Source organism: Devosia sp. P1_H9 (assembly GCF_056405135.1).
Genome location: NZ_JBFUCQ010000006.1, coordinates 289,606 through 312,908, shown reverse-complemented (window position 1 = coordinate 312,908; position 23,303 = coordinate 289,606). Strand labels below are relative to the sequence as shown.

Annotated in this window: 26 protein-coding genes and 2 tRNA genes; 10 read left to right on the top strand and 18 right to left on the bottom strand. The window is 64.5% G+C overall.

The genetic code is table 11. The features are described from left to right. The first annotated feature begins 234 nt into the window (after positions 1-234). Positions 235-2,286 carry an elongation factor G gene (locus tag AC1DYL_RS14010; RefSeq protein ID WP_477173616.1) on the top strand — a complete coding sequence of 684 codons (2,052 nt, stop codon included), beginning with the start codon at positions 235-237 and terminating at the stop codon, positions 2,284-2,286. 15 nt (positions 2,287-2,301) lie between these two features. After that, the gene (locus AC1DYL_RS14005) at positions 2,302-2,643 is read left to right on the top strand and encodes a GIY-YIG nuclease family protein (RefSeq protein ID WP_477173615.1); all 342 of its coding nucleotides are present in this window, start codon (positions 2,302-2,304) and stop codon (positions 2,641-2,643) included. A gap of 834 nt (positions 2,644-3,477) precedes the next feature. On the opposite strand, the gene AC1DYL_RS14000 is transcribed toward AC1DYL_RS14005, so the two are convergent. Then, complete coding sequence (locus AC1DYL_RS14000) at positions 3,478-4,800, bottom strand: hypothetical protein (protein WP_477173614.1); 1,323 nt, start codon at positions 4,798-4,800, stop codon at positions 3,478-3,480. Between the two features lie 212 nt (positions 4,801-5,012). Between AC1DYL_RS14000 and AC1DYL_RS13995 the strand changes: the two genes are divergently transcribed. Next, entirely contained in the window at positions 5,013-6,380 is a 1,368-nt protein-coding gene (locus tag AC1DYL_RS13995) for an MFS transporter (protein WP_477173747.1), read from the top strand. Between the two features lie 17 nt (positions 6,381-6,397). Continuing rightward, positions 6,398-7,795: an MFS transporter gene (locus AC1DYL_RS13990; RefSeq protein ID WP_477173613.1), complete on the top strand. Its 1,398-nt coding sequence runs from the start codon at positions 6,398-6,400 to the stop codon at positions 7,793-7,795. Here the strand turns inward: AC1DYL_RS13990 and AC1DYL_RS13985 are convergent, their stop codons facing one another. After that, complete coding sequence (locus AC1DYL_RS13985; RefSeq protein WP_477173612.1) at positions 7,796-8,497, bottom strand: RlmE family RNA methyltransferase; 702 nt, start codon at positions 8,495-8,497, stop codon at positions 7,796-7,798. Beyond that, the gene (locus AC1DYL_RS13980; RefSeq protein ID WP_477159037.1) at positions 8,497-9,678 is read right to left on the bottom strand and encodes a Ppx/GppA phosphatase family protein; all 1,182 of its coding nucleotides are present in this window, start codon (positions 9,676-9,678) and stop codon (positions 8,497-8,499) included. The genes AC1DYL_RS13985 and AC1DYL_RS13980 overlap by 1 nt, the downstream gene beginning before the upstream one ends. A 264-nt stretch (positions 9,679-9,942) precedes the next feature. Between AC1DYL_RS13980 and AC1DYL_RS13975 the strand changes: the two genes are divergently transcribed. The 4 genes from AC1DYL_RS13975 (at position 9,943) to AC1DYL_RS13960 (ending at position 13,478) form a co-directional block, all read left to right on the top strand. Next, positions 9,943-10,016 (top strand) — tRNA-Gln (locus AC1DYL_RS13975). 135 nt (positions 10,017-10,151) lie between these two features. Beyond that, the gene (locus AC1DYL_RS13970) at positions 10,152-11,795 is read left to right on the top strand and encodes a DUF6538 domain-containing protein (protein WP_477173611.1); all 1,644 of its coding nucleotides are present in this window, start codon (positions 10,152-10,154) and stop codon (positions 11,793-11,795) included. Then, a complete protein-coding gene (locus AC1DYL_RS13965) occupies positions 11,792-12,616 on the top strand; it encodes a hypothetical protein (protein WP_477173610.1) in 825 nt (274 codons plus the stop codon). Before AC1DYL_RS13970 ends, AC1DYL_RS13965 begins: the two co-directional genes overlap by 4 nt. A gap of 73 nt (positions 12,617-12,689) precedes the next feature. Then, on the top strand, positions 12,690-13,478 hold the full coding sequence (locus AC1DYL_RS13960; protein ID WP_477173609.1) for a BglII/BstYI family type II restriction endonuclease: 789 nt from the start codon (positions 12,690-12,692) through the stop codon (positions 13,476-13,478). On the opposite strand, the gene AC1DYL_RS13955 is transcribed toward AC1DYL_RS13960, so the two are convergent. Together AC1DYL_RS13955 and AC1DYL_RS13950 are read right to left on the bottom strand one after the other, a co-directional pair. Further along, positions 13,442-14,092 (bottom strand): MT-A70 family methyltransferase, encoded by a 651-nt coding sequence (locus tag AC1DYL_RS13955; RefSeq protein WP_477173608.1) that lies wholly within the window; start codon positions 14,090-14,092, stop codon positions 13,442-13,444. The genes AC1DYL_RS13960 and AC1DYL_RS13955 overlap by 37 nt on opposite strands. Positions 14,093-14,191: 99 nt before the next feature. Then, complete coding sequence (locus AC1DYL_RS13950) at positions 14,192-14,383, bottom strand: hypothetical protein (protein ID WP_477173607.1); 192 nt, start codon at positions 14,381-14,383, stop codon at positions 14,192-14,194. Between the two features lie 148 nt (positions 14,384-14,531). Here AC1DYL_RS13950 and AC1DYL_RS13945 point away from each other — a divergent pair, with 148 nt between their 5' ends. Continuing rightward, positions 14,532-14,963, top strand: coding sequence for a hypothetical protein (locus AC1DYL_RS13945; RefSeq protein ID WP_477173606.1), 432 nt, complete (start codon positions 14,532-14,534; stop codon positions 14,961-14,963). A 6-nt stretch (positions 14,964-14,969) separates the two neighbouring features. On the opposite strand, the gene AC1DYL_RS13940 is transcribed toward AC1DYL_RS13945, so the two are convergent. The 11 genes from AC1DYL_RS13940 to AC1DYL_RS13890 all read right to left on the bottom strand — a co-directional run bounded on the left by AC1DYL_RS13940 (position 14,970) and on the right by AC1DYL_RS13890 (position 22,169). Then, positions 14,970-15,425, bottom strand: a complete 456-nt coding sequence (locus tag AC1DYL_RS13940; RefSeq protein WP_477173605.1) for a hypothetical protein — start codon at positions 15,423-15,425, stop codon at positions 14,970-14,972. An 83-nt stretch (positions 15,426-15,508) separates the two neighbouring features. Continuing rightward, entirely contained in the window at positions 15,509-15,934 is a 426-nt protein-coding gene (locus tag AC1DYL_RS13935; protein ID WP_477173604.1) for a hypothetical protein, read from the bottom strand. 457 nt (positions 15,935-16,391) lie between these two features. Next, positions 16,392-16,868, bottom strand: a complete 477-nt coding sequence (locus AC1DYL_RS13930) for a hypothetical protein (RefSeq protein ID WP_477173603.1) — start codon at positions 16,866-16,868, stop codon at positions 16,392-16,394. Between the two features lie 19 nt (positions 16,869-16,887). Continuing rightward, positions 16,888-18,414: a phage tail tape measure protein gene (locus tag AC1DYL_RS13925; protein WP_477173602.1), complete on the bottom strand. Its 1,527-nt coding sequence runs from the start codon at positions 18,412-18,414 to the stop codon at positions 16,888-16,890. A gap of 12 nt (positions 18,415-18,426) precedes the next feature. Further along, the gene (locus tag AC1DYL_RS13920; protein WP_477173746.1) at positions 18,427-20,043 is read right to left on the bottom strand and encodes a terminase large subunit; all 1,617 of its coding nucleotides are present in this window, start codon (positions 20,041-20,043) and stop codon (positions 18,427-18,429) included. Continuing rightward, positions 20,021-20,389 carry a phage terminase small subunit P27 family gene (locus tag AC1DYL_RS13915; protein WP_477173601.1) on the bottom strand — a complete coding sequence of 123 codons (369 nt, stop codon included), beginning with the start codon at positions 20,387-20,389 and terminating at the stop codon, positions 20,021-20,023. The genes AC1DYL_RS13920 and AC1DYL_RS13915 overlap by 23 nt, the downstream gene beginning before the upstream one ends. A gap of 23 nt (positions 20,390-20,412) precedes the next feature. After that, positions 20,413-20,727 carry a phage head closure protein gene (locus AC1DYL_RS13910; protein ID WP_477173600.1) on the bottom strand — a complete coding sequence of 105 codons (315 nt, stop codon included), beginning with the start codon at positions 20,725-20,727 and terminating at the stop codon, positions 20,413-20,415. After that, on the bottom strand, positions 20,727-21,143 hold the full coding sequence (locus AC1DYL_RS13905) for a DUF3168 domain-containing protein (protein ID WP_477173599.1): 417 nt from the start codon (positions 21,141-21,143) through the stop codon (positions 20,727-20,729). Before AC1DYL_RS13905 ends, AC1DYL_RS13910 begins: the two co-directional genes overlap by 1 nt. After that, positions 21,140-21,562, bottom strand: a complete 423-nt coding sequence (locus AC1DYL_RS13900; protein ID WP_477173598.1) for an HK97 gp10 family phage protein — start codon at positions 21,560-21,562, stop codon at positions 21,140-21,142. The genes AC1DYL_RS13905 and AC1DYL_RS13900 overlap by 4 nt, the downstream gene beginning before the upstream one ends. Then, complete coding sequence (locus tag AC1DYL_RS13895; RefSeq protein WP_477173597.1) at positions 21,562-21,849, bottom strand: head-tail connector protein; 288 nt, start codon at positions 21,847-21,849, stop codon at positions 21,562-21,564. The genes AC1DYL_RS13900 and AC1DYL_RS13895 overlap by 1 nt, the downstream gene beginning before the upstream one ends. After that, positions 21,846-22,169 carry a hypothetical protein gene (locus AC1DYL_RS13890; protein ID WP_477173596.1) on the bottom strand — a complete coding sequence of 108 codons (324 nt, stop codon included), beginning with the start codon at positions 22,167-22,169 and terminating at the stop codon, positions 21,846-21,848. The genes AC1DYL_RS13895 and AC1DYL_RS13890 overlap by 4 nt, the downstream gene beginning before the upstream one ends. Positions 22,170-22,225: 56 nt before the next feature. Between AC1DYL_RS13890 and AC1DYL_RS13885 the strand changes: the two genes are divergently transcribed. Continuing rightward, positions 22,226-22,295: transfer RNA gene (locus tag AC1DYL_RS13885), tRNA-Gly, on the top strand. Positions 22,296-22,338: 43 nt separating this feature from the next. Here AC1DYL_RS13885 and AC1DYL_RS13880 read toward each other — a convergent pair. Next, on the bottom strand, positions 22,339-22,683 hold the full coding sequence (locus tag AC1DYL_RS13880; protein WP_477173595.1) for an HNH endonuclease signature motif containing protein: 345 nt from the start codon (positions 22,681-22,683) through the stop codon (positions 22,339-22,341). Beyond that, positions 22,683-23,300 (bottom strand): hypothetical protein, encoded by a 618-nt coding sequence (locus AC1DYL_RS13875; RefSeq protein ID WP_477173594.1) that lies wholly within the window; start codon positions 23,298-23,300, stop codon positions 22,683-22,685. The genes AC1DYL_RS13880 and AC1DYL_RS13875 overlap by 1 nt, the downstream gene beginning before the upstream one ends. Positions 23,301-23,303 lie beyond the last annotated feature (3 nt).

Here is a 23,303-nt window from a genome sequence, read left to right as displayed (position 1 = left end):
GGTTGGCGAGGGTGATTACCACCGGAGTCGGGGTTTGGGAAGGGTGCTCTCTGCAGGGCTGGTGCGCGCCGCCTTCCACCGGGGTAACCTCGGTGATCCACAGCCCCCCGACGCCGATTGGCTCAGCCTCTCTGGAGCGCTACAGTATCTTCGCGGACGCGCCTCAACGGTGCGAGGAACACGCACCGGGGAGGACGTCGCCAGAGGAACAAATCACGAACCCAGGAGGAGTAGATGGCAAACGACAACGGCAGACAAGCCGGGCCCCGGTGCATCGCGCTGGTGGGGCCGTTCGCGAGCGGCAAGACTTCGCTGCTCGAAGCGATCCTGATGCGCACTGGGGCCATCACCCGACAAGGCCACGCCAAGGACGGCAACATGGTGGGCGATGCCGCACCGGAGGCCCGCTCCAACGGCATGAGCGTCGAGGTCAACGTCGCCGAAACCGAGTTCATGGGCGACCGCTACACGTTCATCGACTGCCCCGGCTCGGTCGAGTTCCAGTATGAAGGCCTGCCCGTCCTCGCCGGCGCCGACATGGCGGTGGTGGTGGCCGAAGCCGACCCCAAGAAGGTCGCCGCCTTGCAGCTGATCCTCAGGGATCTCGAAGCGCGCCAGCTCCCCCACCTCGTCTTCCTCAACAAGATCGACCGGCTCTCGGGCCCGGTGCGCGACATCCTCACGATGCTGCAGCCGGCGAGCCGCGTGCCGCTGGTGCTGCGCCAGTTACCGATGACCAAGGGCGGTGTCGTCACCGGCTGCATCGACCTCGCGCTCGAGCGGGCGCATGTCTACCACGAGGCCAAGGAGAGCGAAATCGTCGCCCTGCCCGATGGCGAGAAGGCCGACGAGGTCGCCGCTCGCACCGCGATGCTCGAGCAGATTGCCGATTTCGACGATGTGCTGATGGAGCAGTTGCTGGAGGACGTGGCGCCGGAAAAGGACCTGATCTTCAAGGACCTGGTCGAGGAGATGCGCGCCGGCAAGATCTGTCCGGTGTTCATCGGCTCGGCCGAGCACGGCAACGGTATCACCCGCCTGCTCAAGGCGATCCGCCATGAGGCGCCGACGGTTAAGGAAACGCGCGCCCGCCTCGGCCTCGCTGATGGCACCGGCACGGTGGTCCAGATCATGAAGACCATGCAGACCGCCCGCAGCGGCAAGATGTGCGTTGCTCGTGTGCTCAGCGGCAGTGTCGCCGATGGCGCGACGCTCCGCTCCGCCGATGGCCGTGAAAGCAAGGTGTCGGGCATCTTCCGGGTCATGGGCCAGGAGACGCAAAAGCGGGAGGCGGCGAAGGAAGGCGAGACCGTCGCCCTTGGCAAGGTCGAGGCGGCCCGCACTGGCGATACCCTGTCGGCTGGCCGCATGGTGCCCGACCTGATGCCACCGCCCGAGAGCGTGCCGATGATGGCGATCGCCGTATCGCCAAAGGAGCGCAAGGACGACGTCCGCCTCTCCACCGCTCTGCAGCGCATCCTCGAGGAGGACCCGTCGCTGCGGCTCACGCACGTGCCCGAGACCGGCGAGACCGTGCTCGAGGGACACGGCGAGATGCACCTGCGGGTGGTAATCGAGCGGCTGACCAACCGCTATGGCGTGCCGGTCACCACCTCGGTGCCGCGCATCGCCTATCGCGAAACCATCAAGAAATCCGCCAACATCCGCGGCCGGCACAAGAAGCAGTCGGGCGGTCACGGCCAGTTCGGCGATGTGGTGCTCACCATCAAGCCGCTGCCGCGCGGCGGCGGGCTCGGCTTCGACGAAAAGATCACCGGCGGCGTGGTGCCACGCCAGTACATCAGCTCGGTCGAAGCAGGCGTCCGCGAGTATTTCGACATGGGCGGCCCGCTCGGCTTCCCGGTGGTCGACGTGGCCGTGACGCTGACCGACGGCTCGTATCATACCGTCGACTCCTCAGACATGGCGTTCCGGCAGGCGGCGCAGATCGGCATGCGCGAAGGCATGCCGCAATGCGAGCCGGTGCTGCTCGAGCCGGTAATGGAGGTGACGGTGCATTGCCCGAGCGAAGCGACGGCCCGCATCAACGCCATCCTCCCGCGCCGACGCGGCCAGATCGTCGGCTCCGACACCCGCGATGGCTGGGACGGCTGGGACGACATCCACGCGTATGTTCCAGCGGCGGAGATGCAGGACCTGATCATCGAACTGCGCTCGGCGACGGCGGGGGTGGGGAGCTTTGAGCAGGAGTTCGACCACCTGGCCGAGATCAGCGGGAGGTTGGCGGAGGAGGTCGCCAGCAAGTACGGGAGGCAGGCGGCTTAGGCGGGCCTCCCGACATTGACAGCGTCCACCTGCGTTGATCCGATGTTTTCGGGGGCGCAGGTGGGCAAGCAGTTCTTCGTCTACACGATGGCGAGCGGCAAGCGCGGCACGATCTACACCGGCGTGACGTCGAACCTTGTTGCGCGCGTCTACCAACACCGGACCCATGCCATCGCCGACAGTTTCACCGCCCGATACGGGGTGACGCGACTGGGCTGGTTCGAGGAACACGGCAATGCCGAGTCCGCGATCACCCGCGAGAAGCAGATCAAGGAGTGGCGACGGGCGTGGAAGGTCGAGCTGATCGAGAAAACCAACCCACAGTGGGACGACCTCTGGGACGTGATCGTCTCCTGACCAGCCACCGCCATCATCTAGATGCTGCCATGTCCCGATTTAACCCACCCACCAGCCGTCATCCCGGCGAAAGCCGGGACCCACTGCTCGGACGGTTGGTGCAGCACGAACCGCGCCGGTCCATCACAGATGGGTCGGAGAGGTTTGCGCTCGTGGATCAGCCGGTGCACTGGGTCCCGGCTTTCGCCGGGATGACGGCCGGTCGATGGGGCCATATGGTGCCACGAACTCGATGCGGCACCTCCCCCTCTGACGGGGGGATGGATGGGGGTGAGCGGAGCCACAATCGTGAGGCTGGGCAAGGCGTTGCGAGAATCTTGCGCCGATCTATCCCCCCACTCCCCACCCATGCGATTCTCCCGCTCATCCGCTGCACCGAAGCGAGATCATGACGAGTGGTTGGTGCGGAGGAGACCGGGTGGGCTGCGGGTCGCTGCAGTTCAGGCGGAAACCATCACGGCAAGGACCGGTTCGCCGGTCAAGCCGCTATCACGCGAGGGTTGCTCGATGCGGAGCGGCCCAGGGAGCGAAGCCTGGCACGCATGAGCCGGGCGGGAGCAACGAAGGCGGTGCTGGCACTCCGGCCGCCGACCGAGTTTCCCACGTTTCTCGCGATGCGGCAGGGGATGCGCCCCGGCCCTGGTGGCATAGGCCCAAAACCCCGGCCGGCCGGCGAGGCGTGAGCCTCTTTCATCTGCGGACTACCGCTACGGGGCAAACGCCTCGCCGGTCCCGCTTCGTCTTCCTCGATGAGGGGAAGGGTCTTTGAAACCTCCGAAGCCCAAGGGCTGTCGGATGCATCAGCTCGCGTCGCGCCAAGCGCAGCGCGGCGCTTCAGGCATCCACGTCGCCCTTCGCGGGCTTCGCCGGCTCGGGCAGGTTCAGCGCTTCCACCGCGGCGATCAGGGGTTCGATGCGGCCGACGATATCGATGTGTCGCTGCTCCATCACGAAGTTCAGCGTCATATACTCGCGGCCCGGGCAGAAGGTGGCGATGTTGGTGGCGGGGTGATAGGCGCCGCAATAGATCGGCTCCATCATCCAATCGGTCACCGGGCCAAATGTATGGTGCGGCGGCACCAGCGTCAGCACCGTGTCGATGCGGCCCGAGAAACGCCAGAAGCGCGGGCCGTAGAGGAACGGGAAAAGGCTCTGCATTTTGCGGTGCATGGCGAACAACGCCATCATCTGCACCTGGAACGAGGTGAGGTCCTTGTCCTCGATCTGGCTCAGCACGTCGTCGACGCCACGGACATACTCGACGAAGTCCGCCTTGTAGGGGAACTTCGCCTGCAACGCGCGCACCCGGAAGAAGTCGTCGTCGATCTCGGTGCGGCGTGTATCGAGCATCGTATAGGCAGCGGCGATCACCTCCTGGTTGAGGCGGCGATCGGTATCGGAGTGCAGCGCATGAGTGACGATCGCAAAGTAGAGCGAACGTTGCCGCACCCCCAGCCGGTTGGCCAGCACACGCAGCCGGTCACGGCGCAACGCCAGGGTCTTGAAGCCGAATGGCTTGTCCGGCGGCGACAGGATGTGGCCGAAGAACAAATGCAGCGACACGCCGAGGCCTGCGCCTAGAGCCCCCTTGATCCGCGCGCCGATGCCGACCTTGTTGGCCTTGTTGGACTGGATGCCGTGCCCCGCCGTCTGCGAGCGCGACAGCAGCGCCGAGTCCGAGCCCTCGAGCACGCAGTGCGCGGCGCGCACCTGGATCACCGAGATTCGCCCCTCGGCGTCCGGGCCATCCTTCAGCGTTGCCGCCATGAAGCGGAACAGCGGCAGGTCAGGATGATCGAAGATGTCGGCGCTCTTGCTCAGCCACTTGTCCGGGTAGCCGTCGAAACTGTCGACCATCTCCACCGAGGTGATCGCGTCGAGCTGGGCTTCAGTGAAAGGGTGGCCGGGACGCGCACCGACAAAGCCATGCGTCAACTGCGGAGCAAGGCCCACGACCTGCGCCACCAGTTCCTTCAGCTTCGCCTTGTCGAACTTCTCCTTCGAGAAGGCAGTGAAGAAGATGGTGTCCTTGCCGGCAAACAGGAACCACTGGAAGTTAGTGAACAGCGCCTGCGGGTTCTTCTGAACTGCTGCAAAGGCAAGGTCGAGCGCCTCGGCATGACTGCTGGCGAAGCTCGACGACGAAAAGCTTTTCATGGATCAACCCGAATAAAATCCCTGTTCTATAAGCCACGTGTTGGGCTGGAGGGTCAATCGGTTAGGACCACAGCTATCATAGGCCAGAGGTACGTGTTGCGTTGCGACCCCACGCGCCGTAAAGCTCTTGCCGATAGTTTCAATCCTAACTGTGCCTCGTTCGAGGCTCCCCCTTGCGCATCATCCCCCTCGTCCTCGCGGTCGCGCTGTTCATGGAAAACATGGACTCGACCGTCATTGCGACCTCGCTGCCCGCAATCGCCGCCGATATCGGCGCCGAGCCGATCTCGCTTAAGCTGGCGCTCACCGCCTACTTCGTGGCGCTCGCCATCTTCATCCCGCTCTCGGGCTGGATGGCCGACCGATTCGGAGCCAAGAATATCTTCCGCGTCGCCATCGTGGTGTTCATGGCCGGCTCGATCTGCTGCGCCTTCTCGGATTCGCTGCTGACGTTCGTCCTGTCGCGCTTCCTCCAGGGCATCGGCGGCTCGATGATGACGCCGGTGGCGCGGCTGGTGCTGGTGCGGGCGACGCCGCGCAACGAGCTGGTCTCGGCTATGGCCTGGCTCACCATCCCGGCGCTGATCGGCCCGATCACCGGCCCGCCGCTGGGCGGTTTCCTCACCACCTATCTCAGCTGGCACTGGATCTTCTGGATCAACATCCCGATCGGCCTCATCGGGCTGGTGCTGGTCACCAGGTTCCTCAATACCGCCGATGGCCGCAACGAGCGGCCGGTCGATGTGCCGGGGCTGATCCTTTCTGCGGTCACCTTCGCCGGCATCATGTTCGGCTTCTCGGTGATCAGCCTGCCGGCCATCCCGACGGTGGCCGGCTACAGCTCGATCATCGTCGGGGTGATCGCCGGGCTGCTCTATCTCCGCCACGCCAAGCAGACCGAGTTCCCGATCCTCGACCCGAAGATGTTCCGGCTGCCGCTGTTCCGCAACGCCATCATCGGCGGCTCGCTGTTCCGCATCGGCATCGGCGCTTTCCCGTTCCTGATGCCGCTGATGCTGCAGCTGACCTTCGGGCTGACGCCGTTCGAATCCGGCCTCACCACCTTCATCGCCGCGATCGGCGCGATCCTCTCGAAGTTCGGCGCCGAGCGGCTCTACGCCGCCTTCGGCTTCCCGCGCACCCTGATGATCACGGCACTGCTCGGCTGCACCTTCCTTGCGGTCAACGGCTTCTTCACCCCGGCCGTGCCGCACTGGCTGCTTATGGCCTCCCTGCTATTCGGCGGCCTGACGCGCTCGTTCTTCTTCACCGGCGTCAATGCCCTGGTGTTCGCCGATGTCGACGAAGCGCAGGCCAGTCAGGCTACCGCGATCAACGCGGTGAGCCAGCAGCTCAGCGTCGCGGCGGGCGTCGCGGTCGCAGGTGGCTCGCTCGAGATCGCCTCGAACATGCATGGCGGCGACCTCGGCCTCGCGGACTTCCACATCGCCTGGTTCGTCGTCGCGGCGGTCGCCATCTGCAGCGCCATCCCGTTCATGCGCTTGCCACCCGACGCCGGCAGCGACGTCTCGGGACACAAGGCGAAACCCATCGCCAAGCCGGTCCCGGCGACACTCTGATCAGGTCCAAATCTCCGATGTCCGCGCTCCGCCTGACCCCGCTGATCCTCGCCGTGGCGCTGTTCATGGAGAACATGGACTCGACTGTCATCGCGACCTCGCTCGCCGCCATCGCCCACGACATCGGCACCGAGCCGATCGCGCTGAAACTGGCGCTCACCACCTACATGGTGGCGTTGGCGATCTTCATCCCGGTTTCGAGCTGGATGGCGGACAAGTTCGGCGCCAAGCGGGTCTTTGCCTGGGCGATCGTCGTGTTCATGGCTGGGTCGGTGTGCTGCGCCATCTCGGATTCGTTGCTGACATTCGTCCTATCGCGATTCCTGCAGGGCATGGGTGGGGCGATGATGACGCCGGTGGCGCGGCTGGTGCTGGTGCGGGTCACGCCGCGACAGCAACTGGTCGACGCCATGGCCTGGCTTTCAATTCCCGGGCTCGTCGGCCCTATTGTCGGGCCGCCGATCGGTGGCTTCATCACCACCTTCGCGAGCTGGCACTGGATCTTCCTGATCAACGTGCCGATCGGCATCCTCGGCATCATTCTCGTCAACAAGCACCTGCCCGATTGGCACCGGAACGAGCCGCGGAAGATGGATTTCACCGGCTTCCTGCTCGCCGGGTTGTGCTTCGCCGGCCTCGTATTCGGTATCTCGGTGCTGACGCTTCCGGCGCTGCCCGCGAGCTTTGGTTATGGCTCGCTGTTCCTCGGCGTTGTGGCGGCGGTCGCCTACTGGTTCCATTTCCGCCGCGCCGAGTATCCGCTGCTCGACCTCAGGATCTTCCGCCAGCCGCTGTTCCGGCTGACCATGATCGGCGGCACGATCTTCCGGCTGGGCACCGGGGCGATGCCGTTCCTGTTCCCGCTGATGCTGCAGCTCGCGTTTGGCCTTAACCCGTTCGAGAGCGGCATGGTGACCTTTGCCTCGGCCGTCGGGGCGTTCACCATGAAGTTCCTGGCGGAGCGCTTCATCGCGCGGCTGGGCTTCCGCAAGGCGCTGGTGATTGCCTGTACGATCACCGCCGGCGGCGTGCTGGCAATGGGGCTCTACACGCCCGACACGCCGACCCCGCTGATGCTCGCGCTGCTGGTGATCACCGGCTTCTTCCAGTCGCTGTTCTGGACGACGACCAATGCGTTCATCTTCGCCGATGTCGCCGACAAGGATGCCGGGCAGGCCAATGTGCTGAGCCAGGTGAGCGTGCAGTTGTCGCTCGCCTTCGGCGTTGCGGTCGGCGGCGGCATCTTCGAGGGCGTACACCTGCTGCACGGTGGTGCGCCTGATCTCAACGACTTCCACGTTGCCTTCTGGGTGATGGCGACGCTGACGCTGATCTCCGCGCTGATCTTCCTGCGCGTGCCCAGGACCGCGAACATGCACAGCCACCGGGCCGAGAGCGGTGCACCGGCGGAGTGATCAGTCCGGCGCGTTGCCCTTGAAGCCGCGGGCAAGCAGGTAGGTCTCGGCGGAGTCGGCGCGGCTGGCTTTGGGCTTGGCGTGGATGGTGGTGGTGAAGTGCCGCTTCAGGATGGCGAGCAGTTCATGCTCGGTGCCGCCCTGGAACACCTTGGCGATGAAGGTCCCGCCGGGCGCCAGCACGCGCACCGCGAAATCGGCGGCGAGTTCGACCAGCGCGATGATGCGGATGTGGTCGGTGGCACGGTGACCGGTGGTCGGGGCTGCCATGTCGGACATGACGATATCGACCTTGTGGCCGCCCAGCGCCGCCATCAGCGCAGCGGGGGCATCCTCGTCGTTGAAATCCTTTTGCAGGAGAATCACGCCGTCGATGGGGGCCATCTCGAGATAGTCGATGCCGACGATCAGTGGCTTTTCCTGGGTCGAGCCGACGATGGGCGCCGCCACCTGCGACCAGCCGCCGGGGGCGGCGCCGAGGTCGACGATGCGCTGGCCCTTGTGGAATAGCTTATAGCGCTCATCGAGCTCCTGGATCTTGTAGGCGGCGCGCGAGCGGTAGCCCTCGGCGCGGGCCTTGGCGACATAGGGATCGTTGAGCTGGCGCTGCAGCCACAAGGTGGAGCCGATCTTCCGGCCCTTCGATGTCTTGACGCGCACCTTGAGTTCGGTGCGCCGGCCGGGGCCTCCGGTTTTGACCATCAGCGGCTCCTGCGGTTATTGGCACGATCGGACCGGTCGGCGTCGATCAGCGAGATGAGAATGCCTTCGCGCAGGCCGCGGTCGGCGACGCGGAGGCGCTCGGTCGGCCATTCGCGGCGGATCGCCTCGAAGATGGCGCAGCCGGGCAGCACCAGGTCGGCGCGGTCCTTGCCGATGCAGGGGTGGGCGACGCGACGGTCGAAGCTCATGCCGAGCAGCGCCGTCATGGTGGCGTCGACATCGGCGCGGGTCATCCAGAGGCCATCGACCTTCTGGCGCTCGTAGCGTTCGAGCCCGAGATGGAGGCCGGCGAGCGTGGTGACGGTGCCCGAGGTGCCGATCAGGTGCACTGGGTGCTCGGCGATCATCTGGCGCAGCTTCTCGCGGCCGCGGAACTGGCGGAGCTGGCCGGCGACGAAATCGACCATGTCCTCGAAGGTTTCCGCCGTCACGTTAATGCCGCCGAACTTCTCGGCGATCGAGACGACCCCGACCGGCAGCGACTGCCAGGAGCGGATGGAGGAGGACATGCGGCCCTGCCGGCGCGGCCGGCCGCCGCGGAAATCGAGCCAGGCGAGCTCGGACGAGCCACCGCCGATATCGAACATTAGGGCGCCAGCGGATTCTTCCTCGATCAGGTCGGCGCAGCCGGTGACGGCGAGCGAGGCTTCGGTCTGGCGGTCGACGATCTCGAGCACCAGGCCCAGCTCGCGCTCGACGCGGGCGATGAACTCGGGGCCGTTCGAGGCAGAACGGCAGGCCTCGGTGGCGATGAGGCGCATGCGGGTGGGCTCGTGCTCGCGCAGCTTGTTGCGGCAGAGGCGGAGCGCCTCCATGGTGCGCTCCATCGCGGCATCGGACAGACGGCCGGTGACGGAGAGCCCTTCGCCGAGGCGGACGATGCGGGTGAAGCCGTCGAGCACGCGAAAGCTGTTCTCGTGCGGGCGGGCGATCAGCAGGCGGCAATTGTTGGTGCCGAGGTCGAGCGCCGCGTAGAGCGGCCCTCGCGACCGGCGCGAAGTGGGATTGCCTGCGGGGTGCGTCCGCCGCTCCGCTCCGCTCGATCCGGGATGCCCCCCGGGATTCGCGGTGGTCGGGGCCGGGCCTGCGCCCTGCCCGTCACGGTGCCGCTCCAGGCTCTCGGTCCCGGCTGCGGCGGCGGACCGATCGGGATCGGTCAACCTTGCTCCATTTCCCCGCGCGGTCGCCGGCTGCCGGCCGAAGCCGTGGGCGCCCGCCGCGGGCATATTTCAGTGTCGCCGATGAGGGTAGAGGATGATCCCCGCCAACGCAACGCCCTGAATCTGCCGCAAAGTTGAACGGCGCGTGACCGCCGGATGAACGCTGCGAAAGGCGCAAAAGGGGTGTTGATCAGATGATCGATTGCCGCTAGAAGGCGCACCGAATGCTGCCGGTCACGCCGGACGGCATCCAGGCCTAGCGCTTGGGGAATAGTTCAATGGTAGAACTGCGGACTCTGACTCCGTCAATCTTGGTTCGAATCCAGGTTCCCCAGCCAATCCTTCCTAAGTCGTTGATTTGCCAATAACTCCTTGGTTTACAAGGGGTTCGGCGGACTGAGGTGATCCACTARGGTGGCCCACTTCTGCATCCTTTTCGACGGCTAGCTATAACGAAGGGGAAGGAGAAATGAATGCGCTCAGGTTCCAACCTCAAACTTCGCGACGGTGTGTTTTATGCCCGGCAGGTCGTGCCGGCTGAGCTTCAGCACCTTATGGGCAAGCGCGAGCTGATCCGCTCGCTCAACACGAAGGATCGGCGCACCGCCGCCGTGAGCAAGCTGCCCGTGCTCGCCGACTGGCACCAGCAGTTCGCCGATCTTCGGCGCCGTCGCGACATCACTGAGGCCGACTTCGCCTCCGCGACGTGGGAGCACTACGCCGAAGAGCTTCGGCTTGACGATCTCGAACGCGCCGTGCCGGCCGGCCCGCGTCACAAGGACGCGCGCCTGCACCAGTTGCGGGCCTTACGGGATCACCTTGGTCGTGGAGAGACGGTGCTGATCGAGTGGGCCGCCGACGCCTACATCGAACGCAAGCAGCTCATGGTCGAGTCCGGCGGCCCCCGCTATCGCGAGCTGTGCTTCCGCCTGATGCGGGCGCAGATCGAGGTCTTGCAGCGCGCCGCCGAGCGCGACGTGGGCGACTACGCCGGCCAGCCCGCCGATCCGGTCATCACGCGGCCTGCGGCCACGGCAGAGATCGCCCGGGCCGGCGAGACGATCACCGAGCTTTTCGAGCGCTACGCCAAGGAGAACCCCAAGCAGATCGCCGACGCCACATTGCAGCAGGCGCGACGTGACATCGGCACCTTTGTCGAGCTGGTCGGCCGCGACTTCCCCGTATCGGGGGTCGAGAAGAAGGCCGTGCGGGAGTGGAAGGCGCTCTTGCAGGCCTACCCGGTCAAGGCGACGGAGACAGCGATCTTCAAGGGCATGAGCTTCGAGGAGATCATCAAGGCAAACGGCAGGCTCGAAACACCGAGAGCGACCATCACTGCCAAGACGGTCAACCGCTACATGGCTGGGTTCGGTGCCTTCTGCAACTGGTTGGTCGCGCATGCCTACATCGCCGCGAACCCGTTTACCGACATGTATTTGAAGGTCGAAAAGCGCAGGAAGACGACGAAGCCGTTCACCGCCGACCAGCGCAAGACGCTGTTCGCCTCGCCGCTGTTTACCGGCTGCCAGGACGACACGAAGTGGCACGTGCCGGGCGATCACCTGATCCGCGATCACCGCTACTGGCTGCCGCACTTGATGATGTGGTCGGGCGCGCGGCCGGGCGAGCTTGCGCAGTTGCTCGTGGATGACGTGCGGCAGATGCACGGGGTCTGGGTAATGCACATCACGGAAGACGGTGACGACGAGAAGAGCGTCAAGAACTATGGTTCGTCGCGCGTGGTGCCGGTGCATTCCAAGTTGATCAAGATGGGCTTTATCAAGCACGTCGAGGCTCAGCGCGCGGCTGGCGAGCGCAGGGTGTTCCCCGAGGCCGAGCGCAATGATCGCGGCCAGATCGCGGGGGCCTTTGAAAAGAAGTTCGGCCTCTACCTCATCAAGCTCGGCATGAAGAATGGGCGCGGCCTGTCCCTCTACAGCTTCCGGCACGGCTGGGCAGACGCCATGCGCCGGGCCGGCTACATGAACGACGAGTTCGGCTTCCTGATGGGCCACCAGACCGGTGATGGGAACCAGACCCAGCACTACGGCCAGTTGCCGCACGGCACGTTGGCGAAGCGCGTCGAACTTATCGAAGGGGCGAAGTATGAGACGTGATCTATCTTTTGGGTCACGGTGCCACCGCGTATATCGAGAACCTGAGCTGGCGCCACGGAGGGCACATGGTCGGTCGCGGTGAGTTTGTCTTTATGTGGTTGATGATCGCCGTGACGGTGTTGGGGGTCGCCAGTATTCTCGGACCTGCTTCTATTAGGGACTATCAAACTCTGATTACGGGATTGCTCGCGCTCGGAGCCGCGACAGCGGGCGCAGCGCTATTGCACCGCCAGATCGGTCAGGCCGAACGCCATGAGAAGGAGAGGCGGCAAAGTCGCAGGGAGGCGGCGAGATCCGTGCTGCCGTTTACGCTTGCCGCACTCAACAGTTACGCCATGGAGTCGGGCACCGCAGTCCGGCGGATGGCAGATGCGGGGAATCGTCCCCTTTCGCGAATCCCTGATATGCCCCAACTGCCGTCAACCGCCGTTGGTGGCCTTAAGGAAATGACGGAGTTAAGCGACCCAGCCGAGGCGGCGATCATAGCGCAAATCCCGATCCTTATGCAGTATCAGCACGATCGACTGGCGAGATCGATCGGAACGCTTGGTCCCGCGCCAGAGCAAATACGGCCGAGCGAGGGGATGAACCTTCGACACTACGCACTCGATGCTGCCGAACTCCATGCGCGATCTGAAGGCCTCTTTGAGTTTGCCCGCAAGCCAGGAAGCAGACTAACGAAGGGTGCCACCTACGAACGGGCACGGTCCGCTTTAGTGCAGATGGGCTTCAATGAGATCGAACACCCCACCGTCTACGACTTACTGAACGAGCGTTGTGGGGGAGACTTGGAATCCCCGATCGCCGACATCAAAGAGTAATTCGAGACGCCGTTCGACTTGCTTTCGGGCGTCCCGCCCCCAATGGTTGACGTGGGGGATTCGCGGACAAACCATGTTTGATCGTCTTCGTGAGCGCGGCTACGACGTTATGATGCTCCATCACGCCGAGGCCATCCTCAGCCAGGACATGGGCACGGCCGCCACCGATCTTGAGAACACCCTCCTCGGGCTCAGCATCCCTGTTGTGGAGTTGGTGGCAGGCGGCGGCGGCGGCGGCGAGGCGCTGGTGACGCAGCGGCTGCGCCGCGAACTTCACGAGGACGGATGGCGGAAGCGCAACATCACGATCGAGAAATCGATGAAGCTCGACGAGGACGACGAGCCGAAGGTTCTCGCCTCAACCTCTCACGAGATCGACCACGTGAAGACGTTCAACAGCTGGACGTTCGCGATGGAGATCGAGTGGAATAACAAGGACCCGTTCTTTGATCGTGACCTTGAGAACTTCAAGCGCTTACACGCCGAAGGGGCGATCTCAGTGGGCGGGCTGATAACGCGCGGAGATCGCCTTCAAGCCGGGATCCGGCAACTGCTGCGGCAGTTCGCAGACGGCAAAGAGCTTGAAGGGTTCGAGGCACTTGAGGAGTATCGTTACTTCCCCACGCGCCGGCAGAAGCAGAACATCGAGACACGAGCAGCGCGGACCGGTGACTTCCGGCAGGCCTGGGTCGACTGGTTTGCCTCGGACAAGTTCGGCGAGGCCACTACTCACTGGCGCAAACTCATGACTCGCGTCCAGCGTGGCGTGGGTAATCCGTGCCCCCTGGTCCTCATAGGGATTCCAGAGACTGTGATCTCGTTCGACTACTCCGAACCGGAAGAAGTCGCCGCAGAGTTATAGGAGTAAGTCGCCCAGGTCGGCTCGTAGTCGTCTGAGGCCTGATTGCCCCAGTAGGTCCAGCCCGGCCGTGTGCCACGGGCGAACAGCTCCAAGTATGGCCCCTTCGAACAGGACTCGATCAGGTCGTATTGCTCGTCCGGCTTACGCGAGTGCTCGCGCTTCCGAGACGACATGTAGTTGACCTGACTGCGGCCGGGAGCCTCGGTGCGAGCGTTCTTACCACGGACGCCGAACAGCAGAAGCTCGGTCACGTTGCGGAAGTAGAACCCTACCCCGCGCCCATCGGAGCCGCCGTCCTTGCGGATCTTGTGCCACACGATGTTGGCCTTGTAGGTGAAGCCCCACGCTTCCATTACCTTGAGCCCGTCCGGCAGCAAAGCGTTGGGCACCCACATGTAAAGGTGCGCCGTGCTGGCGGCGGTTTCCGCCACGGGCAGGTCACAGATTTCGTCGGTTGCCATCGTGCCGTATCGGGCCAACCGCCGATGCTCGGGCGCGACCTTTCCGGTGCGGTTGATGAAGCGCCAGGGCGGGTCTGCGAGGATAGTGCTGAACTTGGTTTTGCCGACCGTCGATCTCAAGCTGGCGATGGTGTCAGTGACATGGACGTTCACGGCGATCCCCTAGATCCGTTCTCACCTTACGAACAAAGAGAGAACGCTTTGTTAAGCTCATGCTACACGAGTCCGACCTTAGCGCCAGTGCGGGTTGGTCTATCTCCTCACCTCATTGCGTGTCCGCTCGGGATCATCGAGCACAGAGGCCGGCCAGATGCCGCCGATCTCTCCAAGGGCCTCAACGAAGCAGCTCGGCTCGATCTGGCCGGTGGCAGGGTCGACCTTCACCGCTGCTAGGGCCTCGATCAGGGCGCGGTAGGTATCGACGGGCACGTAGTGGTCGGTCATCATGGTTCCTCACGGGTGATTTGCCTGTTGAGAATCCCACATCGCGCGAATCGCCGTCAACTAACCCATTGAAAAATAAAAGTAAGTAGGTGCTTACTTACTTTTGGCTCGCAGCAAACGGGTGCGAACGAGCTCTTTGGGGATATCGATGAAACTGAATTTTGGCCTCGCATGCGTATTGCTGCCAGCGCTCGCCGGCTGTTCTGCTTTTGACTCACCGCTGATCAAGGCCTGCGAAGACGGCGTGAAGCTGCGCCTACGCTCGCCAGCGACCTACAACCGCGTGGAGGTGGTTGAGGTCGCCCGACCACAGCCGATGTCGGCGGACGAATACGTCGCCTTCCAGGCCAAATACTACCCGGCTTCCTCCAATGCGGCAGTCGACGGCCTAGCGCCGTCTCCTGCGGTGCACGAAGCATTCATCAAGTATGACGCGGACAACGCCTTCGGCACCCCGATCCGGGGCGTTGCAAACTGCAAGTTCGCTACCGAGGATGGCAAGATGCCGGTGAGTTCGATCTCCGACATGATGATCGTCATCAACGACCAGACCTATTTCGAATGGGCGGCCGACGAGTGACCCGCATCAGAACATCGCGCGCGCCGCGATCTTTGCTTTTTCCTCGGCGGCCTCTGCCGCTATACGCGCCTCGCTCTCAGCCTTCTTCTTAGCACGGGAGCGCTTGCTGGCAGCGCGAAGCTGCGCTGCCCGATCCTCGGGCGTCGGGTTCGGCTTATAGCTGCGCACCGGCCGGTGCTGCTCGTCCTCGATCTTAGCTGCATATTCAGCGCGCCGGCCGGCGTTGTAAGCTTCCTTACCCTCACCGGCGCGGTATTCATCTATCGCGGCGCCAACCTCACGGAACGGCCGCTTATTGTGTGTGTGAAGGCGCTTGGCGTTATGGGCCTCATCGGTCGCCACCTTCTCCCGCGCCTCACGCATGATCGCGAAATACGCGGGCACAGCGGGGGCGGGATCGGTCGCGAGTTCTTCATCCTCCGCAGGGGGATTGTTCGGCAAACGTTGACGATCGTTCGGCATTATGCTACGAAACTCATAGTCTGATTTCCTAGTTCAGGCGAAAGAGAGTAAGGCCTCGGTGTTCACAGCGCCGGGGCTCTTCTTTATTCGGCGGCGGTCTCGATCAGATCGGCGAGGTCAAGCGCCAGGTCGCGGGAGAACGTGCGAGCGTCGGACCCGGCAGGCACGTGAACCTTCACTCCGGTCCCCCTGCCCACCACGATCCAATTGCCCGTAATGTCGGCAAGGCCAGCGGCCTCCCCAAGCGCAACATCGCGAATGGTCCGGGCGAGCTTCGCCGCATCGGCCTTGGCGTAGATGGTGGGCGTGCGGTCATCGAAGCCAATGGCGACACCCTTGGCATTCTTCTTGATCGAGATGCCGGGAAGGTCGGCGGGGATGGTTCCTGCCGCGATCTCCTTGCGGATCAGATAGCCGATGGCGGCCGTGACGGTGGGGAGGCGGCGGGCGGCGGCAATAGCGCGAAGCTGCTCGACGCGCTCGGCGGGGAGGTTCAACATGTTCGACATACGGGTTCCTTGGCTAGACATTAGTTGTCTACTAGTAAACTACTAATGAGTCAAGCTCCACCTAGCCCGTCATCATTTTCGCCGGAGCGCCAGCGTCATCATTTTCGTTCGTTATTTATCAAAAACAAGAAACTAGAAGCTCTAAATAAGGACGGCGAAAATGATGACGCACATGAAAGGACGACTACTCGGCGCTTCGCGCCTCGCCTGCGCGGGCGCTGCGCGCCCTTTCCGCTCGCCTCCGGCTCGCGGCCATTGAAACCGACCTGCCGGAAGATGGGAAGTTCACCAGCTCGGCAAGCGGTAGACCCTTCCGGCGCGAAGTTAGAAACCGCTGCGCCGTTAGTTCGCTTTAGAGACTCACCGGCAGGCCTGACCTTGTTTCGGGTGGGATGACGCCACCCGAAGGCGTCTTGCCGATCCTGAGTCATCTGCGGGCCTCTGGCGGGCTATGCCGTCACCTACTCCGGCTGTTCAGGATGTTCCCCTGCCGGGTCTGCTTGAGCAGTTCGTCTGTCACTAAGCCGCGCAGCGACCTTTCCATCTGACGCGCCATCTGCTTTGCGAGGTCGGCGTTCTGCTCGGGCGTGCCCCCGCTCGCGTTCACCGTCACTGGCGCGTTGATGGTCACGCTCGGCGCGTTGTCGTTCGCCGCGCGCCGATTGTCGTTGGCGGCGGGCACCGGCCGATCACCAGCAAGGCCACCGGCGGCGAAGGCGGCGATCTCGCCGCGATTGATGGCGTGCAACAGGTCGAGGTTCCGGCGCGTGGCAGCGGCGTTGACGATGAACTCGCCATCGCTGAGCCGTGCCGGGATGGAGTCACTGGTCGCCGTGCCCGGCCCCCGGATCAGCCCACCAGTTGCGGCCTCGACGGCACCGCCATCCTTGAAGCCGAACAGGCCGCCGAGCAGCCCACCACCACCAGCGCCCATCAGGCCGCCGAAGATGTTCTCAATCAGGTTTGAGCGCCATGTCGAGCAGCTTGTCGGCGAGCCGGCCGAAGGCGTTGGAGAGGGCTGTGGCGGCATCTACACCATTGCGCAGGTCGCCGATCAGGCCGCCAAGGAAGTCCTTCGCCATGCCTTTGGCGTTGTCCATCGCCGACTCCATCTGCTGCATGGCCTGCCCTTCGGCATCGATCGCCGCCACCAGCTCACGGATCGAGGACTTCTGCGCATCGGTCGCACCGGCACCGGCACGGCGAAGCTCGGCGTTCACGCGCTGCTCGACTTCGGACATGCCGAGCGCGCGCAGTTCATCCTCAAGGGCGGCGATCACTTCGCGCGCCGCGTCACGCTGCTCGCGCATGGCGCTGGCGCTGCCGCCACCGCCATCACGCGCGGCCGTGGGCGCAACCGGCGCGGGGGTGCCGCCGGTCACGGTGATCTGAATGGGTTCCTTGGTCGGCGCGGCGACGGGCTGGCGGCTTTCGAGGATGGAGAGGATTTCCCGCTCCTGATCCACCAGCGCGGTGATCTGCTCCTTACTGGTCGTGATCTGGCTCTCAAGGGCACCCCGATTGATGCCGAACAGGTCGTCACCGCGATCAAGCTTGGACTGTGCCGTTACGATGGAGTTGTCGAGGTCGAGCTTCTTGAGCCCGATCTCCTTCAGCCGCTGGTTGAGGCCGTTGGTGCTCTGCTGCTCGAAGGCCTGAAACTGCTCGATGAAGCTGGCGAGCGCCGATGCCGCGTCAACGATCGCCGACTTGAGCGCCGTGCCCACCGTGTTCGCGACGGCGTTGAACTTGCGGTCGAGGTCGTCGGCACGTGCAATGAGGTCTTCGTCCAGAACCAGCCCCAGGTCGCGCGCTTCCTGCTTCGTCCGGTTCAGCGCAGCCTCGCCCTGCTCGATAAGCTGAACGAAGCGCTCGCCGCCAGTGCCACCGAAGATTTCATCGGCGATGCGAATCTGGGCAGCGCGGTCGAGCTGGCCGAGCTTGCCGATGATCTCGGTGAACAGCGCGCTGGGATCGGCGAGCTTCTGCTTCAGCGTCTCGGCGCCGTAGCCGAGCCGCTGAAAAGCCTCTGCCGCCGATCCGCCGCCGGTGACGATGAACTCGTCGGCACGCAGGTTCATTTCCTTGATGCCGTCGGTGAGGGCGTCAACGCCGACCCGGTTCTGCTCGGCGACGTATTTCAGCTCCTGAAAGGCCTCGATGCCAAGGCCGGCCCGCTTCGCTTCGTCACCGATCTCAGCGATGCCCTTGGCGATGTCGCCGACGCGCTCGGCAACGCCTGCAATGCCACCAGCAACAAGCCCACCCACGAAGCCGGCCGCCATGCTCTTGCCGATCGTGCCCATGCGCTTCCCCATGCCGGCGAAGTGGTTTTCGATCTGGCCGGCGGCGTCCTTGCTGCGCTTCTCCATGCCGTCAAAGTTCTTGCCGACGATGGCGCTGGCCTTGCGCATTTCGCGCTCAAGCTTGTTGATGCGGGCCTCGATCGAGACGGCGAGGATCTGGTCATTGGTCGGCAAGCGCAGGATCTCCTATGCGTAGAGGTTCTTGATGAAATCGGGGTCGTCCCAAACGGTGGGAGCGTTGTCGTTGGCGGCGGCGCGCGAGACGGCCATCCAGGTGGCGACAGCACCATCGATGCGGCCGGTGCTCTTGCCCTTGTGCATGGTCCGGTTGCCGGCGCTGTCGGTGTAGATGGCGACGTTGGCGAAGCACCAGCGCAGCAGCGGGTGCCCGCCGTGCCGGAAGTTGCCGCCGAGGATCACGCGCTCAAGCTCGTTGAGAGCTGGCGACTGCGTAACCCAGCCCTGCCGAATGGTCTGAACCGGCAAGCCCTCGGCGAGCAGTGGAGCCATCACCGGCTGCGCGTAAGCGGGATCGAAGTTCAGCTCGCGCACGTCAAAGCGCGCACAGAGCTCGCGCAGGTAGTCGGTGACGGCGGTGTAGTCGATCACGTTGCCGGGGGTGGCAGTGAGCAAGCCCTGCTCAGCCCACTCGGGATAGGGCACGCCATCGCGGTCGGCATGATCGCGCAGGTTGTCGCCAGGAAGGAAGAAGTGGGGAAGCACCGACACGATGCCATCGTCGTCGCAGAAGGCGGCGACCACGGCGGTGAGGTCAGTCGTGGTGCTCATGTCCACGCCAATCCAGCAGGGCGCGTCGTCCCCGGGGTCTACCTCGCCATCACCCCGATCGTAGACTTCCATGTCAACGAAGGGGTCGGTGCTCTGGTCGAGCCAGATGTTGAGCTTGAGCTGCTTGAAGCTCTGCCGCTCGCCCATACTGCGCTCGGCACGGGCGAAGGCATCCCGAAAGCCGTCAAGGCTAGGATAACCGTGTGCGAGGCCCGGGTTCGTCGCGTGCCACACGGCTTCGTCTCGCCAGTCAGCATCGCGGTCGGCCTCGAACAGGATCGGCAGGATCGAAGGGTCAACAACGTCGCCGCGCGCGATCTTTCGGGCGTCCTCGATCACCTCCCAGGCGACGTTCTCTTGCCCACGGCCGGCCGTGGTGGCGACAACCAGCAGGCGATTGTCCGATTTCTCCAAGCCCGTCACCAGTGCTTCCCACAGGTAGCGGTTCGGCCAGATGTGCAGCTCGTCGGCGAGAACGAAGTTAGGGGTGCGGCCGTGCTGAGTGCCGGCATCGCCAGAAATGACTTCGAGGGTGACGCGCTCTCTTGAGTAGACGATCTTCTTCGCGCTGTTGTGGGCGTCATAGACCTTCACCGCGCCCTTGATGACGCGGTGCGACTGCGCGATGCCGAGTGCTTCCTTGAAGGCGATGCTGGCCTGCTTGCGGTCGGCGGCGGCAAAGATTGCCTCGCCGTGCGGCACGCGCTCAGGTCCGACAGTATGCAGAAGGGCGAGCGCGGCGGCCGTGCTGGTCTTGCGGTTACCGCGCGGGAGCAGCAGCACAACGGTCTTGACGATGCGGGAGCCGTCCGGGTGGCGCGGGCCGTAGATGCGGCGCACCACGCGCTCAAGCCACGGGTCGAGCTGAAAGCCCTTGCTGGGCAGCTTGCTCTTGGGGTGCTTGAGCCAGCGCAGGAACTCGACGGCGCGCTCGCCGTCCCCGCGAGTGTCCTCGATGGGCGAGCCGTCATATATCCAGTGCGGGTAAGTCCTAGATGCCGAACGGGTTGTCATCGCCATCGGCAGTTTCGCGCACCGCCGGCCGCGACCGGCTGACAGGCGTAAGCCCCAGCTCGGCGGCACAAAGGCGCTGGGTGGTCTGTGCGGCGTTCATAATGCCGAAGGCGGGGTGCCGCTTGCCGGCAGCCGTCACCAGCCCTTCAGCACTCAAGAGACGCTGCGCCTCGCGCATGGTGCCAACGGCGAGACAGTAGTTTTCGAGGGTCGCAAGATCGGCCTCGGTGAGCGTCTGCCGCTCGACAACAAGGATGGGCGCGACCTTGCGCCATTCGGCCTTGGCGTCCTTCGGCAGATAGGTCGGCGGGCGCGGCACAGACGTAACCGGGCTGCTACCGCTCACGATGCTGGCAGGCTTCCTTCCCCTCACGATACGACCTCGCAACGAAGCTCGAGGGCGCGACGGCGGCCCAGCTCCAGGATGCCGGCAAGGTCGAGGGCGCGGCCTGCATAGATTACCCGGTCCTCTGTGGTGAGGTCGGCACGATACCGGATGCGGAACACCAGCGCCGAGTTATCGGCCTCACCGAACGCGGTAGCGGCCTCGGCGATGGCGCTGCTCAGCAGCTCGGCGCGCACGGTGGCAAATTCCGCCCAGGCTTCGGCGACCGTGCCCGCCGGGCTCACGGTGCGGGTGAGGCGTTGAAAGGTCAGAGTGCGGTCGAGCTTGCCGGCGCGCATCAGAAGGTCTCCCCAAGGAAAGCGGCAACCGACACAATGCCGTGTCCGTGCTGCTCGTCAGGATCGCGCAGGAAGCGGGCGCCGGTGACGCTGAGGTTGCCGTCGATAAGCAGGAAGCCGGGCACGTCGAGCGGCGCGACAAGCGCCCGGTCGATCTCGTTAGCGATGGCACGGGCACCCTCGGTGCCGCCCTCAAGCGTCCAGATGTGAAGGTCGAGGTAGACCCAGACGTGCCGCCAAGTTCCGGCGCGGCCGGCGAGCGATGTCTCACCACCGCCGAAGATGACGCTGGGGAAGTGGCTAGGGCGCGCCGGGCCTTCGATGATGTGCGCGGGCTCGACCAGCGCGACCACTGCCGGGGTGTTCACCAGCCGGGAGCGGATGGCGGTCTGCAAGGCAAGGCTGGGTTCGGTCACTGCGACCACCACCTGGTCACTGCCTTGCGGATGGCGCGATTGGTCCGGCCGTTGATGCGCTTCTGCAAGCTGCGCACGGCGGGCCAGAAGAACGGCTGCGCGGCCGCTTCGACGGTCCCGTATTCGACAAGGTGCGGGTAGCGCACGTCGCTGTTGCCCACCGTGACGATGCTTTCGAGGTCGTTCGCGGTGCGGCTGCCGCCGGGCTGACTATACGCGGGCGTCGTTCCACCGGGCGGAGTCACGGTGATGCTCTCGATCATGTCGCCGGTGTCGCGCGACGGCTCGGCGAGGTGCGCCATGAGGCCGGCCAGTTCCGCAGCCGACTGCGCCAAGCTGGGCTTCAGATCATCGCGGATGGCGCTAGGAATGCCCTCGATCCGTGCCAGAACCTTCGTCAACTGCGGCGAATAACCCATCAGAACACCCACCGGCGATGCGACTGGATAAGGTGCTCGTAGCCGAGCGGCAGCGCCTCGGCGCCGACACCGACAAGCACGGCCTCCCGGTTCTCGTAGAGGTGGGCGGCGAGCATCAGAATGGCCTCGCCAATGTCTGCCGGTGCGGTGCCATAGGCGACAGGCGTCTCAGCGCCGATGTCGCCGGTGACGGTTGCCTCGGCAGCAGCGATCTTGCGCTCAAGCAGCGCGTCGTCTGCGTCGTCGGTGATGTTGAGCTGGGCCTTGAGGTCGGCGAGTGCGGTCAATGTGAAAACTCTATTTCGGTGAAATCTTGCGTTGTGGGTCCCCCGCCGGTCCGTGAGCGCTTAGGGAAATCGGCTACTACCCCCGGTCTGCGATGCTTTGCGGCAGCACTGCGGTGCCCGAGCTTCGGCAAACCCGGCATGTGCTCGCTGTTGAGGCGCTGGCGCGGCACGGTCACCATGGGGGTGGTGATGGCGCGCTCGACGGGCCAGCCGCGTGCCAGCCGGTCGAGGATCACGCTCGGGTAAATGCCATAATCGAGCGCCCATTCGACGACCGGCTGGGTGATGTCGTCCAGCGTGATAGAATTTTCCTGCGCCAAGCTATTCACCCCCATTGAAAGGTGCGGGGTGGACAACCACTTCACTTGTCGTGCTTTCGTAGCTCAACTGGATAGAGCGCCGGCCTTCCAAGCTGGGGGTTGTAGGTTCGAGTCCTACCGGGAGATTAGAAGGGTGCCTTTGACCGTCAGGTCGGGCACCCTTCGCCTTTTATGCTGCTTCGCTTTCCTCACGCTGCTTATGGCGGTTGTGGCAGGTGGCGCAGAGCGGCTGCCAGTTGGTGCGGTCCCAGAACAGGGTGTCGTCGCCACGGTGCGGCTTGATGTGGTCAACGACGGTGGCCGGCTTGAAGCACCGGATGCAGTGAGGGTGCGCGGTGAGGTAGGCCGCGCGGGCCTTCTGCCATTCGTGGTTGTAGCCGCGCTGCCGAGCGGTCGGCCGGCGGCGATCATGGCGGGCCTTGCGGGCGCGATCACCCGCACGCTGACAGGTGCAGCGCTTGCCGGCAGGCACGATACGAAGGCAGCTACAGAGGCGCGGCGGTGCGATGGGCATCAGCTCGCGATCTTCTGCTTGAGGGCGGCGAGGCCGTTGCGATCGAAGGCAGGGTCGTGTCCCAGATCCTCGATCTCGGCGAGCCGTTCGGGGGTGTAGATCGTCGCGGTGTCGGGTGTTTCGTCGGTCGAGCCGAACACGGCTTTGAGCACGTCCGTGATCAGGTCCGTCCGGCCGGCCTTGGCGGCAAGAATTTCGGTAGGGGTTGCAGTCCATGCTTCCTCGGGCGCCCAGCCGAGCCAGCCAGTCGCGATCTCAAAAAGCCGGGCGTGGTATTCGCCGGGCGTGAGCTGCTTGCTGGTGGCGACGGCCGGCGTCTGATCTTCGTCAGGATCGATGCCGGCGACTGCCAGGACAAAGCTCGCCAGCGGACCGGTGAGGCGGGCGCGCACAATGGCGAGGCCTGCGGTCGCGATCTCGGCAAATAGCGCCGAAGCCTTGATGCCGCACTCGCGCAGCAGGTCGGTGATGATGGTGGTGTTGAAGTCGCGCACGGCGGCAAGCAGCCCGCCAAGGCCGTGCCGCCGCGCAAGGCGCATGCCGGCGCGGAGCGTGGGGCGAAGCTCGTAAGCCTCGCCCACCAACTCGATCGAGATTGCGTCCGCGCCGAGCAGCATTGC